This is a genomic window from Micromonospora sp. NPDC023869 (genome assembly GCF_055559695.1).
In genome coordinates, this window is record NZ_JBVHKD010000001.1 from 1,112,950 (window position 1) to 1,127,956 (window position 15,007).

Annotated in this window: 13 protein-coding genes; 2 read left to right on the forward strand and 11 right to left on the reverse strand. The window is 71.8% G+C overall.

What is annotated here, in order from left to right; all coding sequences use genetic code 11:
- The first annotated feature begins 146 nt into the window (after positions 1–146).
- On the forward strand, positions 147–920 hold the full coding sequence (locus ACZ31C_RS04820; protein ID WP_465794183.1) for an endonuclease domain-containing protein: 774 nt from the start codon (positions 147–149) through the stop codon (positions 918–920).
- Here ACZ31C_RS04820 and ACZ31C_RS04825 read toward each other — a convergent pair.
- The 8 genes from ACZ31C_RS04825 to ACZ31C_RS04860 form a co-directional block, all read right to left on the reverse strand.
- Complete coding sequence (locus ACZ31C_RS04825) at positions 904–2,592, reverse strand: ABC transporter permease (protein WP_465794184.1); 1,689 nt, start codon at positions 2,590–2,592, stop codon at positions 904–906. The two genes, ACZ31C_RS04820 and ACZ31C_RS04825, sit on opposite strands and share 17 nt — an antisense overlap.
- Positions 2,577–3,341, reverse strand: a complete 765-nt coding sequence (locus tag ACZ31C_RS04830) for an ABC transporter ATP-binding protein (RefSeq protein ID WP_350698055.1) — start codon at positions 3,339–3,341, stop codon at positions 2,577–2,579. Before ACZ31C_RS04830 ends, ACZ31C_RS04825 begins: the two co-directional genes overlap by 16 nt.
- A 174-nt stretch (positions 3,342–3,515) precedes the next feature.
- On the reverse strand, positions 3,516–5,156 hold the full coding sequence (locus tag ACZ31C_RS04835; protein WP_465794185.1) for a sodium/solute symporter: 1,641 nt from the start codon (positions 5,154–5,156) through the stop codon (positions 3,516–3,518).
- Positions 5,157–5,558 (reverse strand): hypothetical protein, encoded by a 402-nt coding sequence (locus ACZ31C_RS04840; RefSeq protein ID WP_465794367.1) that lies wholly within the window; start codon positions 5,556–5,558, stop codon positions 5,157–5,159.
- A gap of 187 nt (positions 5,559–5,745) precedes the next feature.
- Entirely contained in the window at positions 5,746–6,525 is a 780-nt protein-coding gene (locus ACZ31C_RS04845; RefSeq protein WP_350698057.1) for a LytR/AlgR family response regulator transcription factor, read from the reverse strand.
- Positions 6,522–7,748 carry a sensor histidine kinase gene (locus ACZ31C_RS04850; protein ID WP_465794186.1) on the reverse strand — a complete coding sequence of 409 codons (1,227 nt, stop codon included), beginning with the start codon at positions 7,746–7,748 and terminating at the stop codon, positions 6,522–6,524. Before ACZ31C_RS04850 ends, ACZ31C_RS04845 begins: the two co-directional genes overlap by 4 nt.
- Before the next feature lie 39 nt (positions 7,749–7,787).
- The gene (locus ACZ31C_RS04855; protein WP_465794368.1) at positions 7,788–9,299 is read right to left on the reverse strand and encodes a sugar transferase; all 1,512 of its coding nucleotides are present in this window, start codon (positions 9,297–9,299) and stop codon (positions 7,788–7,790) included.
- A gap of 325 nt (positions 9,300–9,624) precedes the next feature.
- Positions 9,625–10,485 (reverse strand): Fpg/Nei family DNA glycosylase, encoded by an 861-nt coding sequence (locus ACZ31C_RS04860; RefSeq protein WP_465794187.1) that lies wholly within the window; start codon positions 10,483–10,485, stop codon positions 9,625–9,627.
- A gap of 24 nt (positions 10,486–10,509) precedes the next feature.
- On the opposite strand from ACZ31C_RS04860, the gene ACZ31C_RS04865 reads away from it, so the two are divergent.
- Positions 10,510–11,913, forward strand: a complete 1,404-nt coding sequence (locus tag ACZ31C_RS04865; protein ID WP_465794188.1) for a glycosyltransferase family 4 protein — start codon at positions 10,510–10,512, stop codon at positions 11,911–11,913.
- Between the two features lie 576 nt (positions 11,914–12,489).
- On the opposite strand, the gene ACZ31C_RS04870 is transcribed toward ACZ31C_RS04865, so the two are convergent.
- The 3 genes from ACZ31C_RS04870 to ACZ31C_RS04880 are packed head-to-tail and all read right to left on the reverse strand — an operon-like array spanning position 12,490 to position 14,973.
- Entirely contained in the window at positions 12,490–13,203 is a 714-nt protein-coding gene (locus ACZ31C_RS04870; RefSeq protein ID WP_465794189.1) for a CDP-alcohol phosphatidyltransferase family protein, read from the reverse strand.
- A complete protein-coding gene (locus tag ACZ31C_RS04875) occupies positions 13,187–14,254 on the reverse strand; it encodes an iron-containing alcohol dehydrogenase family protein (protein ID WP_465794190.1) in 1,068 nt (355 codons plus the stop codon). Before ACZ31C_RS04875 ends, ACZ31C_RS04870 begins: the two co-directional genes overlap by 17 nt.
- Positions 14,242–14,973 carry a phosphocholine cytidylyltransferase family protein gene (locus ACZ31C_RS04880; RefSeq protein WP_465794369.1) on the reverse strand — a complete coding sequence of 244 codons (732 nt, stop codon included), beginning with the start codon at positions 14,971–14,973 and terminating at the stop codon, positions 14,242–14,244. Before ACZ31C_RS04880 ends, ACZ31C_RS04875 begins: the two co-directional genes overlap by 13 nt.
- Positions 14,974–15,007 lie beyond the last annotated feature (34 nt).

The window sequence follows — 15,007 nt, forward strand, 5'->3', positions numbered from 1 at the left end:
TGTCCAGATCGCCTCGTCGGCCTCCGCAGTTGCGGGGGCGCATCTTTCGCGGGTCTCACGCGATCACTAGTGGCCTGCTCACCCGCAACGATCTCCGCAGTTCCGCCTGGCGTCCGCTCTTTCGAGATGTGTACGCGGACGCCAAGGTGCCCGTCACTCACCGGACCAGGTGCACTGCTGCCGGCCGGTGGCTGATCCCGCCAGCCGGGGCGATCGCCGGTCGATCCGCTGCGGCACTCTACGGATGCGCCCAGGTCGCCTCCGACGAGCCGGTGGACGTCATCGTGCCGCGTGACGTACGCGTCGGTGTCATCGCTGGTCTGCGCATCCATCGCGGGCCGATCGACCCGGGGGACGTCCTCGATCGCGCGGGCACGGCTGTCACGTCCCCCGTGCGTACCTGCTGGGACCTGGCACTCTGGCTCGACCTGGTGGAGGCGGTGGTGGTCATCGACGCGTTGTTGGCACGCAGACTCATCGACGTGTCTGCGCTACGCGGGTACGCGCTCGCGAGGGCGGGTCGCCGTGGCTGGCGGGCGATGCTCGGGGCGGTCGACCTCGCGGACGCTGGCGCCGAGTCGCCCCAGGAGACACGGACCCGGGTACGGCTGGTGCTGGCCGGGTTGCCCCGGCCTCGTACCCAGTGGGTCGTGTCGGACCAAGGCCGTTTCGTCGCTCGTCTCGATCTGGCCTGGCCGGACTATCGGGTGGCGGTGGAGTACGACGGGCTCTGGCACGCCGACCCGGAGCAGTTCCACTCGGACCGCAGACGGCTCAACCGACTGGTCGGCCGCGACTGGATCATCCTGCACGTCACCGCGAAGCGCCTCCGTGACGACTTCGCGGGCTTCGTCGCCGAGGTCCAGGCCGCCCTTCGCTCCCGGGGGCACGTCCCACCGTCGTTCAGCGGCGCGGGGTGACCGTGGCCAGCAGTTCGGGCTGGCGGCGGTCCAGGGTGTCACCGGCCAGGTACGCGCCGAGCAGCGCCGCACCCACGCCGTACGCCACGCCGAGCGGCAGGCCCAGCCAGAGCCAGGTGTCGCCGAGCAGTGCGGCGGCCACCACCATCGGTACGCCGAGCACGGCGGTGACGACCATCGACAGCAGCGTCAGCAGACTCTTGACCACGCCGGCACCACTGTTCATCGCGAACGGGTTGCTCGTCTCCGGCAGCGAGTACGCGCCGAGCACCGAGATGAACGAGTTGACGGCCAGCCCGACGCCGTACGTGGCGACCAGTGCGCCCGCCATGAACCCGATCCACGCGGGCTCCCCGATGACCAGTGCGATCACCACCGCGACCACGGCCAGCATCGGCAGTACGTAGAGCGAGAAGGCGGCCATCCGGGCGAGCAGTTCCTGCCGACCGGGTACGCCGGCCACCACGTTCGCGGCGTACGCGCTGCCGTCGAAGCCGAACTGGTTGGCCAGGGTGACCGCGGCGAGCAGCCCGACGAAGAGCATGGAGACGCTGACCAGCACCGGTGACGAGTCGCCGACGCTGAAGCCCTGATCACTGTCGAAGGCGAAGCCCTGCGCGCCGAAGTTGACCATGACCGGCACGAAGAGACCGACCACCGCGATGGTGATCAGGTTGGCCCGCCTCCGGGCGTCCCGCCACCAGTACCGGGCCTCCCGGGCGACCAGCGCGCCGAACTGATCTCGGCGCAGCCAGCCGGCCGCACGGGGGAACAACTGGGCGACCGCGCCGCCGGTCGGTCCCGCCTGGACCCGGGCCGGTCCGCTGCTCGCCGCACCCACCATCGCCGACTCCAGCGACCGCGACCACCACGCCAACAGCGCGAGGATGGTGAGCACGGCGATCGCCAGCTTCAGCGGTGCGGCCCAGACCCGGCCCTGGGCCAGGTCGATGCCGGCCGTGAAAGGTGCGCCCAGCGGGGTCCAGCCAAGCACGGTCGCCACCGGGACGAACCGGTCCCAGTCGACCTCGCCGATCGCGGCCACGCCCGCGATCTGCAACGGCCCCAGCATCGCGGCCAACACCGCCAGCAGGACGGCGGCCAGGTCACGGACCCGCCGGGAGCGGAGCATGGTGGCGAACGCGCTGGTCATCGCCCGCGCACCGGCGACGCAGACGAACATCCCCAGGACGACCCCGATCGCGGCCACCACGGCGGCGGACCAGCCGCCGAAGACGCCGGCGGTGACGACCAGGCCGGAGAACGCCACCAGGGCGGCGATCGCCGGTACGCTCACCAGCGCCGCCGCGAACAGTCCCTTGACCAGGGTGCGGCGGGGTAGCGGCAGCAGCGCGAAGCGGGCCGGGTCGAGCGTCTCGTCGACGCCGAAGAAGACCAGCGGCAGCAGCATCCAGCCGAGCACGGTGAGGCTGCCGGCGAGCGCGGCGATCAGCAGCGCGTACGTGTCGTTGCCCGCCAGCCCGGGGGCGGCCATGCCGAAGAAGGCGCCCACCGCGATCCAGAGCCCGAACAGCGACCCGGCTAGGAACAGCGCGACCCGCCAGCCCTGACCACGGAAGTTGTTGGCCATCACCCGCAGCTTGAGCCGGACGAAGTGCCGGGCCGAGACGGCCCGTACCGGCTTCGCCGGGGCGGTCACTGAGACAGCCACGCCAGCTCCTCACCGGTTGCGGTACGCCCGCCGACCACCTCGACGAAGACCTCCTCCAGCGAGCGCTCGCCGCGTACCTGCTCCAGCGTGCCGACCCGCTTGATGGTGCCCTCGGCGAGGATCGCCACATGCGTGCAGAGCCGCTGCACGACCTCCATCACGTGACTGGAGAAGACCACCGTGCCACCGCCGGTCACGTACCGCTGGAGGATGTCGCGGATCAACGCGGCCGAGACCGGGTCGACCGCCTCGAACGGCTCGTCCAGCACCAGCAGTCGCGGCCCGTGCAGCAGCGCGCAGGCCAGGCCGATCTTCTTCTTCATACCGGCCGAGTAGTCCACCACCAGGGTGCGGCCGGCGTCGGCGAGGGCGAGCACGTCGAGCAGTTCCCCGGCCCGCTGGTCGACCACCGCCGGGTCCATGCCGCGCAGCAGGCCGTGGTACGCCAACAGCTCGGACCCGCTGAGCCGGTCGAAGAGGCGTACGCCGTCCGGCATCACGCCGAGCAGCCGTTTCGCGGTGACCGGGTCGGCCCACACGTCGTGCCCGAGCACCTGGGCGCCACCGGCGTCGGGCCGCAGCAGTCCGACCGCCATCGACAGCGTGGTGGTCTTGCCCGCGCCGTTCGGGCCCAGCAGGCCGTAGAACGAGCCGGCGGGCACGTCCAGATCCACACCGGCTACCGCGATCTTGCTGTCGAACCTCTTCGCCAGGCCGCGCAGCGCCAGCGCCGGGTGCTCACCAGTCATGAGCCCGACCGTATCCGGTCCTGACCAGTGCACCGCCCGCCCGGAGGACGATTCACGACTCATCCGCGAGGCGGACGTCACGCCCGTCGACCCTGCAAGCCGACGGACGTTAGCAGGGGACCCTTCCTATACCGCAGGCGTTAATAGGGGGCCCTTCCTTACCGCCGGAGGGCGTCACCGCCGGAGGGCGTCGGGGGCGTGCAGGCGCAGCATGGTGCGGGCGATGTCGGTCGGGGCGCGGCGGCGGGTGGCGAGCGAGACGGCGACCATCACGGTGAAGGCCAGCGGCACCGTCCAGGCGGCGGGCTGGGCAGTCAGGGTGGCGGGCCAGCCGGCCAGCGGTGGGCCGAGCACGGTGACCAGCACCGCAGAGACCGCCGCGCCGCCGCCGACCAGAATGCCGGCCGCCGCGCCCGCGTCGGTGAGTCCGCGCCACCAGATGCCGAGTACCAGCAGCGGGCAGAAGCTGGACGCGGCGACGGCGAACGCCAGCCCGACCACCTGCGAGACGTCCAGCCCGGAGACGTTCAACGCGAGCACCGTCGGCACTCCGCCCGCGATCACGGTGGCCAGCCGGAAGCCGCGTACCGAGCCACGACCGAGCACGTCCGTGGAGATCACTCCGGCGACGCTGGTGAGCAGGCCGGACGAGGTGGACAGGAAGGCCGCGAAGGCGCCAGCGGCGACCAGGGCGGCCAGCAGTCGGCCGGTGGTCCCGGCGCCGAGCGCCGCTTCGGGCAGCAGCACCACCACCGCGTCGGTCTGCCCGGTGACCAGCAGTTGCGGGGTGTAGATCCGGCCGAGTACGCCGTAGATCGTGGGTAACAGGTAGAAGACCCCGACCAGCGCCAGCACCACGAGCGTGGTCCGGCGGGCGGCTGCGCCGTCCGGATTCGTATAGAAGCGTACGAGGACGTGCGGTAACCCCATGGTGCCCAGGAAGGTCGCCAGGATCAGCGAGTACGTGGCGAACAGTCCCCGGTCGTCGTCGGCGGCGGTGCTGGGCAGCAGCCACTCGGCGGACCCGTTCGCCACCCCGGAGACCTCCGGCACCGGCTCACCGGCTGCGAAGGTCAACTCGTCGCCGGGGCGTACCTCCCGGGTCTCACCGTCGGGCAGCGTGAGCACCGCGCGGTGCTCGACCACGACGGTGGTCGCGGTCCGGAAGGTCGGCCCGTCGGGCGGCGTCACCGGCGGACGCCCGTCGGCCTGCCACTGGAGGGCGAGGAAGATCGCGGGTACGGCGAGCGCGGTCAGCTTGAGCCAGTACTGGAACGCCTGCACGAAGGTGACCGCGCGCATTCCGCCGAGTGCCACGTTGGCGGTCACCACCGCGGCCACCACCAGGGCACCCACCGGGTACGGCGAGCCGGCCAGCGTGGCCAGCGTCAGCCCGGCGCCCTGCAACTGCGGCACCAGATAGAGCCACCCGATGAAGATCACGAAGACGGTGGCCAGCGTGCGCAGGCGGCGGGAACCGAGCCGCATCTCGCAGAAGTCGGGCAGGGTGAACGCCCCGGAGCGGCGCAGCGGTGCGGCCACGAAGAGCAGCAGGGCCAGGTAGCCGGCGGCGAAACCGACCGGGTACCAGAGCACGTCGACGCCGTATTTGAGGACCAGGCCCGCCACGCCGAGGAAGCTCGCCGCCGACAGGTACTCCCCGCCGATCGCGGCGGCGTTCCAGGTCGGGCTGACCACCCGCGAGGCGACCAGGAAATCGGAGGTGGTGCGGGCCAGCCGCAGCCCGTAGAACCCGATCCCCAGGGTGATCAGGGTGACCGCCACGATCGCGGGTACGACGAGGTCGTTGCCCATTCAGCGCTCCGGCCGCCGGACCAGGTCGGTGAAGTCCTGCTCGTTGCGCTCGGCCAGCCGTACGTACGTCCAGCCCACCGCCACCAGGAACGGGAAGGAGAGCGCGCCGAGCAGCAGCCACGGCAGATTGACGCCGAGCACGGTCATCCGCCCGACCGACGGCGCGATGGCGAACAGCAACGGCAGGCCGCCCAGCCCGACCAGCACCACCGCCGACAGTTGCAACGCCAGCGCCAACTGGGCGCGGACCAGTCCCCGGACCAGGGCTTCTCCGACCCGGGTCTGCTGGGTGAGCTCGGTGTGCGTACCGGCGGCAGGGCGCTGCCGCTGCGACACCTCGGCCAGCACCACCCGGGTGCGCGTGGGCGCCTCGGGTGTCGGGGGGCCGCCCTGCGGCGGCACGCGACCGGCGTCGGCGTGGCGGGGCTGCGCCCCGGGCCGTGCCGCCGCCCCGGGCGCCGGGACGGGATCGTCGGCAGCGGCCACCCCGGCAGTCTCGTCCGCCGGACAGGAATGTCAAGAGGGCTGTGCACAACCTGTGGACAACCGATGCAGCCTGTGGATAACCCGGTGTACGCCGGTCACACCGTCAGCGGCTCCACTCCTGCTTCGCGGCGCGGACCAGCTTGTCCTTGAGTTCCCGGATGTGCCGCCGGCTTACCGACAGCTCCGTGCCGTCGACCACCACCACGTACCCGGAGTTGACCAGCCGCAGCTCGGCGATCAGCCGGAGCTGCACCAGATACGACCGGTGGATCCGGACGAAACCGGCGTCGGCCCAGCGTTCGGCGAGCGTCGCCAGCGAGACCCGGACCAGGTGGGCACCGTCCACGGTGTGCAGCCGGGCGTAGTCGCCCTGCGCCTCCACCCACCGCACCGCCGAGCGGGGCAGCATCCGGGTGCTGCCGGCCAACTCGACCGGGATGGTGGGGTCCTCCTCAGCCCGGGCCAGCGCGGCCGGATGCGACGGCACCACCCGCGAGCCGACCACCCGGCGCAACGCCTCGGAGAGCCGCTCGGACCGGACCGGCTTCCGGACGTAGTCGGTGGCGCCGAGGTCGAAGGCGTCGGCCGCGCCGTCGTCGTACGCGGTGACGAAGACGATCGCCGGTGGCCGGGCGAACCGGCGCAGCACCCGGGCCAGCTCCATGCCGTCCAGGCCAGGCATCCGGATGTCCAGGAAGACCACGTCGATGTCGCCGTCGCGGAGCACCCGCAGCGCCTCGGTGGCGTCGCCGGCCGTGTGCAGCCGGGCCACCCGGGGATCGGCGCGCAGGTGGTACGCCAACTCGTCGAGCGCGGGCGGTTCGTCGTCCACCGCGAGGACGCGCAGGAAACCGGGGGCCGCCGGGCCGCCGTTGCCGGTCACGAGCCGGCCCGTACGCCGGGATGGAACTTCGGCACCCGCATGCTCACCTTCGTTCCCGAGCCCAGGCCCGTCTCCACGACCAGGCCGAAGTCGTCACCGAAGACCGACCTGAGTCGTTCGTCGACGTTCGAGAGGCCGACGTGCTGGCCCGGGTCGTCGCCGGGGTCGCCGGTGGCGCCGGCCAACTCGGCGATCCCGGCGGTCAACGTGGCCGGATCCATCCCCACTCCGTCGTCCTCCACCGTGATGTGGCACTCGGCTCCCGCATCCCGGGCCTCGATGCTCACCATGCCCGTGCCGGGCTTGCGCGACAAGCCGTGCCGGACCGCGTTCTCCACCAGTGGTTGCAGGCACAGGAACGGCAGGGTAACCGGCAGCACCTCGGGGGCGATCTGGAGCCGGACCTGGAGCCGGTCGCCGAACCTGGCCCGCTCGATGGTCAGGTAGCGGTCGATCGACCGCAGCTCCTCGGCCAACGTGGTGAACTCCCCGTGCGCGCGGAAGGAGTAGCGGGTGAACTCGGCGAACTCCAGGATCAGCTCCCGCGCCCGCTCCGGGTCGGTGCGGACGAACGAGCCGATCGCGGTCAGCGCGTTGTAGATGAAGTGCGGGCTGATCTGCGCCCGCAGCGCCCGTACCTCGGCGCGGGCCAGCCGCTCCCGGGACGAGTCCAGTTCGGCGAGGGCGAGCTGGCTGCCCGCCCAGTGCGCGGTCTCCAGGGTGGCCTGCACCAGACCGGGCGCGGGAACCCCGTCGGTGACGGCGACCAGGGCACCGGCTATCCGGCCCTCTGCGCCCGCCAGCGGGGCCACCACCGCGCCTCGCACCGGGCAGTCCACGCGGTCGCAGAACAGCTCCGCCTCGCCGAGCACCGTCGAGCGCTCCGACGCCACCACCCGCTGGGCCGCCGCGCGTAGCTGGTCACCGTGGTGTGCGCCCCGCCCGTCCAGGGCGAGCAGGTCGTCGGTGTCGGTCAACGCCAGCCCCTCGGCACCGACCAGGGTGCGCAGGTGGCGGGCGGCCTTGGCCGCGCCGGCCGGGTTCAGCCCGGAACGCAGCGGTTCGGCGGCCAGCCCGGCGGTGTGCAGCACCTCGTAGGTGGCCCGCTGGCCCGGGGTGGCGATGCCACGGCGACCACGCAGCCGACCGACGGCGTACAGGGCCCCGGCCAGCACGGCGACCAGGGAGATGACGCCGACGACGGCGGAGAGGTTGCCACCCACGCCGACGATCCTGGTCGTTTCCGGCCGCCGGGCCAAGAGTCAGTACGCGCCCTTGCGGGCCAGCACGACGCCCACCGTGCGCCACAGGATGCTCAGGTCGTACGCCAGCGACCAGTTGTCGACGTAGTAGAGGTCCAGTCGGACGGCCTCGTCCCAGGACAGGTCCGAGCGGCCGGAGACCTGCCATAGGCCGGTCATACCGGGACGGACCAGCAGTCGACGTCGTACGTCGCCCAGGAAGTCACCGTCGTCGGCGGGCAGCGGGCGCGGCCCGACCAGCGACATCTCACCCTTGAGCACGTTGATCAACTGAGGCAGTTCGTCCAGCGACGAGGCGCGCAGGAAGCGGCCCACCGGGAAGACCCGGGGATCCTGCTTCATCTTGAACAGCATGCCGTCGGTCTCGTTCTGGTCGGTCAGGCTGGCCAGCCGGTCCTCCGCGTCGACGTACATGGTGCGGAACTTCCACACCCGGAACGTCCGTCCCTCGTGCCCCACCCGGGGCTGGCGGAAGAAGACCGGACCCGGGTCGGAGATCCGGATCGCGACGGCGATGGCGATGAAGACCGGCACCAGCATCAGCAGGCCGAGGCCGGCGGCGACCCGGTCCATCATGCTCTTGGCCAGCAGCGCCGGCCCGGACAGGGTCGGCTCCTCGACGTGCAGCAGCGGCAGACCCTCGATCGGGCGGATGTGCACCCGGGGGCCGGCGATGTCGGTCAACTGCGGGGCCACCACCAGGTCGACCCCGGAGCCCTCCAACTGCCAGGCCAGTCGGCGCAACTCGCCGGGCTCGGAGCTGGCCGAGCCGCAGACCGCGATGGTGTCGCCACCGACCTCGCGGACCAGTGCCAGCACGTCGCGGCCGGCGTACACCGGCACGGGGGTCTGCACGCCCCGGGCTGCCGCGTACCCGTCGGTGATGTGGATGGCGACCGGGACCAGCCCGGCCGACGGGTTGCGGGTGACCGCCGTGTAGACCTCCAGGCAGTCCGGCAGCGTGCCGACCAGCACCATCCGGTGCGCCGCCTGCTGGATGTTGCGCCGGACCACGTGCAGCACGAAACGGGCCAGGATCCGGCCCAGCAGGATCAGCAGCAGGGCCATCAGCAGGGCGGTGCCGACGGTGAACCGGGACAGGTCGGTCTTGGTGGCGAAGGCGAGGAACGACACCGTGGCGCAGGCCGCGACCCCCGCGCGGATCACCCGCTTGAACTCGTCCGGCCCGAGCCCGAGACAGCGCCGGTCGTAGGCGCCGTTGAACCACAGGACCACCAGCCAACCCAACGGCAACAGCAGGAAGGCCACGGTGAAGAACCAGGTCGGGTCGTTCTGCGCGTCGTAGAAACCGGCGGTGGCCTGGTCGAAGCTGTGGATCGCGGTGTAGCTGGAGAAGGCGACGGCGGCGAAGTCGAGCAGCAGCAGGATCGCCGTGTACGGACGGTGCCAGCGGGAGACGCGTCGCCGCGCCCGCGCCCACACCGATCGCGGTACGCCGCTGGTGGAGGGTGGGCTCGGCGGCTGGATCTCGAAGCTGTCGACGTGCCGCACGAATTTGCTCCGGCCTTCGTTGGTCACCGGGCGCTGGAGGCTAGTCGTCACCTCACCATGTCCTCCCGCATGACACGCGCCGCTCACTCGCTGTGAGGGCTCGCGTCGCCCACCGTTCCAGCTTCCCACGCGGGTCCGCGCCCGTCGGCGACCCGGAGGACATTGCGCGACAGACTCGTGTTCGCCTGGGATCTGGCCGACTTCGCGCCGTCCGGAAGCCGGGGACCGGGCCACTATACCGATGGATTGTGGCCCGGGTAGAGCGTCCGAGCGGTGGTTCGGCACCCACGTCCGATTCCGCTCTGTAGTCGATGAGCAACGTCACTCACCGTACAAGTCGGGACAACCGTCGGTCAGCCAGCGGCCTGCCGCCGGTCTGGCAGGTGGGGCAGTACTGGAGGCTCGAATCGGCGAACGAGACCTGCCGGACGGTGTCCCCGCAGACCGGACAGGGCAGCCCGGTGCGAGCGTGCACCTTCAGCCCGGAGCGCTTCTCGCTCTTGAGCTCCGCGGCGCGCTGTCCCAGCGAGCGGGTCACCGCGTCGCCGAGCACCCGGCGGGTCGCCGCGTGCAGCGTCGCCATCTGGTCGTCGCTGAGCCGGTCGGTCAGCGCGAACGGCGACAGCTTCGCGGCGTGCAGGATCTCGTCCGAGTACGCGTTACCCACCCCGGCCAGGACGGACTGGTCGGTGAGTATCCCCTTGACCTGGCCCCGGCGGCTGCGCAGCGCCTCGGCGAAGGTGCCCAGGTCGGCGGCGATCGCGTCCGGCCCGAGCTTGGCCACCCCGGGCACCTCCTGCGGGTCGGTGACCAGATAGGCGGCGAGCTTCTTCTGCGTACCGGCCTCGGTCAGGTCGAAGCCGGAGCCGTCGTCGAGGCGTACCCGGAGGGCGATCGGCCCCTTTCCGGGGCGAAGCGGGACGGTCGAGGCGAACGCCTCCCGGTAGTGCAGCCAACCCGCGCGGGCCAGGTGGACCACCAGGTGCAGGGCGCCGTCGAAGACGACATCGATGAACTTGCCGTGCCGCCGGGCGTCGGTCACGGTCCGGCCGACGACCGCGCTCGGCGCCGGGTCGTACGTCTTCAGGGCGCTGATCGCGGCGACCTCCAACCGGTCGACACGCCGGCCCACTGCGCGCTGTCGCAGGTAGCCTGCGAGCGCCTCTACCTCCGGTAGTTCGGGCACAGGTCAACGGTAGCCTTCTTTGCCGTGAAGATTGTGGTGGCGCACAACCGGTACCGGGAAGCCCAGCCGTCCGGCGAGAACACCATCGTCGACGTGGAGATCTCCCAGCTCGCGGCGGCAGGCGTCGAGGTGCTGCCGTTCCTGCGCAGCTCCGACGAGATCCCGTCGATGCCGAAGTCGGCGAAGGCGCTGCTGCCGATCTCCCCGATCTACGCCCCCCGGGCGCAGCAGGAGCTGAGTCGGCTGCTCACCGAGCACCGTCCGGACGTGTTGCACCTGCACAACCCGTACCCGCTGCTCTCGCCCTGGGTGGTGCGGACCGCGCACCGGCACGGCGTGCCCGTGGTGCAGACGGTGCACAACTACCGCCAGGTCTGCTCCTCCGGCCTGTACTTCCGCGACGGGGTGATCTGCCAGGACTGCCGGGGCCGGACGCTGGGCGTACCTGCGGTGGTGCACCGCTGCTACCGGGGTTCGCGGGTGCAGAGCGCACTGATGGCGACCACCCTGGCCGTGCACCGGGGCACCTGGAAGTCGGTGGACCGGTTCATCGCGCTGACCAGTGCCGTCGCCGACCACCTGCGCGACTACGGCATCCCGGACGACCGGATCGTGGTCAAGCCCAACGCCATCCCGGACCCGGGCAATCCCGCGCCGTTGGGCCGGGGCTTCCTCTTCCTCGGTCGGCTCTCCCCCGAGAAGGGGCTCGACCTGCTGCTGGAGGCGTGGCGGCGACACCCGGACGGCGCGCTGGGGCCGCTGCGCGTGGCCGGTGACGGCGAACTGCGCCCACTGGTCGAGGCGGCGGCGGCCGAACGTGCCGACGTCACCTTCCTCGGCCCGCTCGACCGGGCCGGAGTCCGCGAGGCGCTGAACGCGAGCGCCGTGGTGCTGGCGACCTCCACCTGGCACGACGTGCTGCCCACCGTGATCATCGAGGCGCTGGCCAGCGGACGGCCGGTGCTCGGCACCGCGCTGGGCGGCATCCCGTACCTGGTCGGCGCCGACACTCCCCGCGAACCCGCCGGCACCGGCCCGGCCGTGGCCGCCTCGGCCTCGGCCCCGCCCAGCCCCGGTGGCCCGGTCGGCCCCGCCGGCTCCAGCGTTCCCGGCTCCAGCGTTCCCGGCTCCAGCGTTCCGGGCTCCGGCGTTTTCGTTGGCTCCGTCGGTCAGGCCGATGCCGCAGGCGTGTTCGGTCACGTCGACGCGGTCGTCACTCCACACCAGTCCGCCCTGCCGACCGGGATCCGCGCCGGGGAGGCCGGCTGGGTGGTGCCGCCCGACCCGGCGGCCCTGGCCGCCGCCCTGCCGGTGGCCGCCGCCGGAGCCGCCGCCCTGGCCGGGCCCGCCCGCGCCCGCTACGACCGCACCTTCCACCCCGAGGTGGTCACCAAGCGCCTCATCGACGTGTACGCCTCCCTCCGCTGACCACCCCCGCCCCCTGCGCCCCCCCGCCCCCTGCGCCCCCGCCCCCTGTCCTCTGCGCCCCCGCTTCCCGCACCGGATGCTCGCGTGTCCCCCGCGCGTGCCCCGCGCCTCTTGCGTCGATCATGGAGTTGCGGCAGTCGCAAAAAGCGGCATGAGTCGACAGCCACAACTCCTTGATCGACAAGCTAGGCCTGCCCAGGGCGGGAGTGGATGGCGTGTAGCGGGGGCGCTCGGGCCCGTTGGTCGGGCCTGACCTCATCGGAGGCCCGTGCTGCCGTCGGCGCCTACGGCTGCCGAGCGCTCGTCGACTCCCTCGAAAGCGACGAGCGCAACCTGTCGTGATCGCACCCGGTAGCCACTCGATCGGGGATCGAGTGGCTACCGCGGCGCGTCGATGCCACTCGATCCTGGATCGAGCACGATCTTGGAGACCGGGGCGCGCTCGGCACGGTGTCGCTGGCCCTGCGCCGACGGTCTGTCGGCTGCCGCGTCAGGCGGCTAAGTCGGCTGGCCGCGTTAACAGGGGGCCCTTGCTATGCACGAGGCGTTAATAAGGTGCCCTTCCTTACCTGCCTGTTAGAGCGAGGCGCGGGCGGAGAAGGCGATGCTCGCGAGCAGGAACCCACCGTTGACGACGGTGAACGCCACGAGAACCCAGAAGACGAGCGCCGGGGCGAAGGCCAGCACCAACGCGGCTACGAAGATCACTGCGCCGTAGTCGCGGACCAGCTTCGCCAGGCGTACCGGCAGGCTGGTGGAGGTGACCATGCTGGCCGCGTTCGGGCCGGACTGCATCACCGAGGTCACCAGGTTGACCATCCAGGTGCCGGCGAAGGCCGCCACCAACCACACCGGCGTCGACGGCACCTGCGCCACGGCGGTTGCGGAGAGCGCGGCGACCAGGGCGATCTGGGCCGCCACGTCGCAGAGCACGTCGACCCGGGCACCGGCCGCGCTGCCCTGACCGGTGACCCGGGCGAGCTGACCGTCGGCGCAGTCCAGGGCGTACGCGATCTGCCAGCCGACCAACGCGAGCAACCCGACCACCCAGGCGGGTACGTCCCCGGCGGCGACCGGCCCGGCGAGCGCGACCACGGTGACCGAGGTGGCCAGCCCGAGCACCAGGTTGGTGATGGTCAACGCGGTCGGCCGCAGCCCGAGCCGCTGGGCGACCAGCGCGAAGACGGCACCGATCCACTGGCTCACCGACTCGCTGAACAGGCCACCGCCCCGGTTGACCCGGTGGAAGTCGGCGACCGTGGGGTGGGACGGCTCAGCCAAGGTGCTCACGGAGGGCGTCAACGTAGTCTCCCAGCCGGGTCCGGATGTCGTCAGCGGACAACGCGAGGTGTTCGAGGATGGTGTAGCGGTCCGGTCGGGTGCGCGGCGCGAAGGCGACCGCCTCGACGAACTGCTCGTCGGTGAGGCCCAGCTCCGCCGGCCGGACGGCCAGGCCGTGCCGGTGCAGGCACCTGCTGAGCTGGCCGAAGCGTTCCAGGTCGCCCCGGAGGAAGGTGCAGAACAACGCGCCGAGGCCGACCTGTTCGCCGTGCGAGCCGGTGCCCGGGTACAGGTGGTCGATGGCGTGTGAGATCTCGTGGTCGCCGCCGCTGGCCGGGCGGCTGGAACCGCAGATCGACATCGAGATCCCGCCGAGGATGAGCGCCTCGGCCAGCGTGGTGAGGAACGCGTCGTCGGTGATCTTGCCGGGGTGGTTGACCAGTGCCTCGGCCCCGGTCCGGGCGAGCGTCACGGCGAGCCCGTCGATCGGCTCGTCGCGTACCTGGTGGGCGAGTTCCCAGTCGGCGCAGGCGCTCAGGTTGCTCACCGCGTCGCCGATGCCGGCCTGGGTCTGCCGGTCCGGCCCGTTCTCCACGAAGTCGAGGTCGACCAGGACGGCGATCGGGATGTGCACGCCGTACGAGCCCTTGCCGCCCTCGTGGGTCAGCGACGCCACGGGGGAGGCGATGCCGTCGTTGGCGAGGCTGGTCGCCACGGTGACCATCGGGATGGCGTAGCGGGTGGCGGCGTACTTGGCGGTGTCGATGGTCTTGCCGCCGCCGATGCCGACGACCGCGTCGTAGTGCCGTCGCCGGAGCTGGTCGCCCAGCTCGTTGGCGGAGTCGACGGTGCCGCCGGCCACCGTGAAGATGTCGGCCGAGCCGAGCGACGGTCGGCAGAGGTCGGCGATCTTCTCGCCCTGTCCGGGGCCGACCACCACCGCGACGTCGCCACCGCCGGAGATCCGCCGGTCGGCCAGCAACGCGCCGAGGTCGGCCACGGCCCCTCGGCGGACCTCGATCGACAGCGGTGTGGTGACCGTTCGGGCTAGTAACGGCACGCGATCTCCCGCGCCCGGGCCAGGTCGTCGTGGTTGTCGACCTCGACCCAGGACACGTCACCGATCGGCGCGGCGCGGACCTCGCCACCGCGCTCGGCGAACTCCTGGTATCCGTCCTCGTAGTACAGGTTCGGGTCGCGTCGCCAGGTCGCCTCCAGCGCGTCGGCGAGCGCCCCGGCCACCTGCGGCTCGATCAGCGTCGCGCCGATGTACTCGCCGTACGCCTGCGCCGGGTCCATCAGCTTGGTGATCCGGGTGAGCTGCCCAGCGGCGTCGAAGGTGGTCTTCATCTCCTCCTCGGCCAGCGGCTTGAGGGTGTCGACCGCGAGCAGTACGCCGGGCCCGCGCTCGGCCAGCAGCGTCTTCTCGATGCTCACCGGGTGCACGGTGTCGCCGTTGACCAGCAGCACGCCCCGGGCGAACCAGTCGCGGGCCAGCCAGAGCGAGTACGCGTTGTTCCACTCCTCGGCCTTGTCGTTGTGCACGAGGGTGAGCGTCACGCCGTGGCGGCGTTCCAGGTCGGCCTGGCGGTCGCGGACCGCGTCCGCCGCGTAGCCGACCACCACGACGACGTCGGTCAGCCCCACCTCGGCGAGGTTGTGCAGTGCGATGTCGAGGATGGTGATCTCGCCGTCCACCGGGACCAGCGCCTTGGGCAGCGTGTCGGTGTACGGGCGCAGGCGGCGCCCGGCCCCGGCCGCCAGCACCATCCCGACCATGCCGACATCAGTTCCTGTTCTCACGGCGTTCACC

Excerpts from the sequence above, each read along its gene's own strand:
- ACZ31C_RS04830 (WP_350698055.1), bottom strand. The coding sequence starts at position 3,341 with ATGACTGGTGAGCACCCGGCGCTGGCGCTGCGCGGCCTGGCGAAGAGG.
- ACZ31C_RS04835 (WP_465794185.1), bottom strand. The coding sequence starts at position 5,156 with ATGGGCAACGACCTCGTCGTACCCGCGATCGTGGCGGTCACCCTGATC.
- ACZ31C_RS04880 (WP_465794369.1), bottom strand. The coding sequence starts at position 14,973 with ATGGTCGGGATGGTGCTGGCGGCCGGGGCCGGGCGCCGCCTGCGCCCG.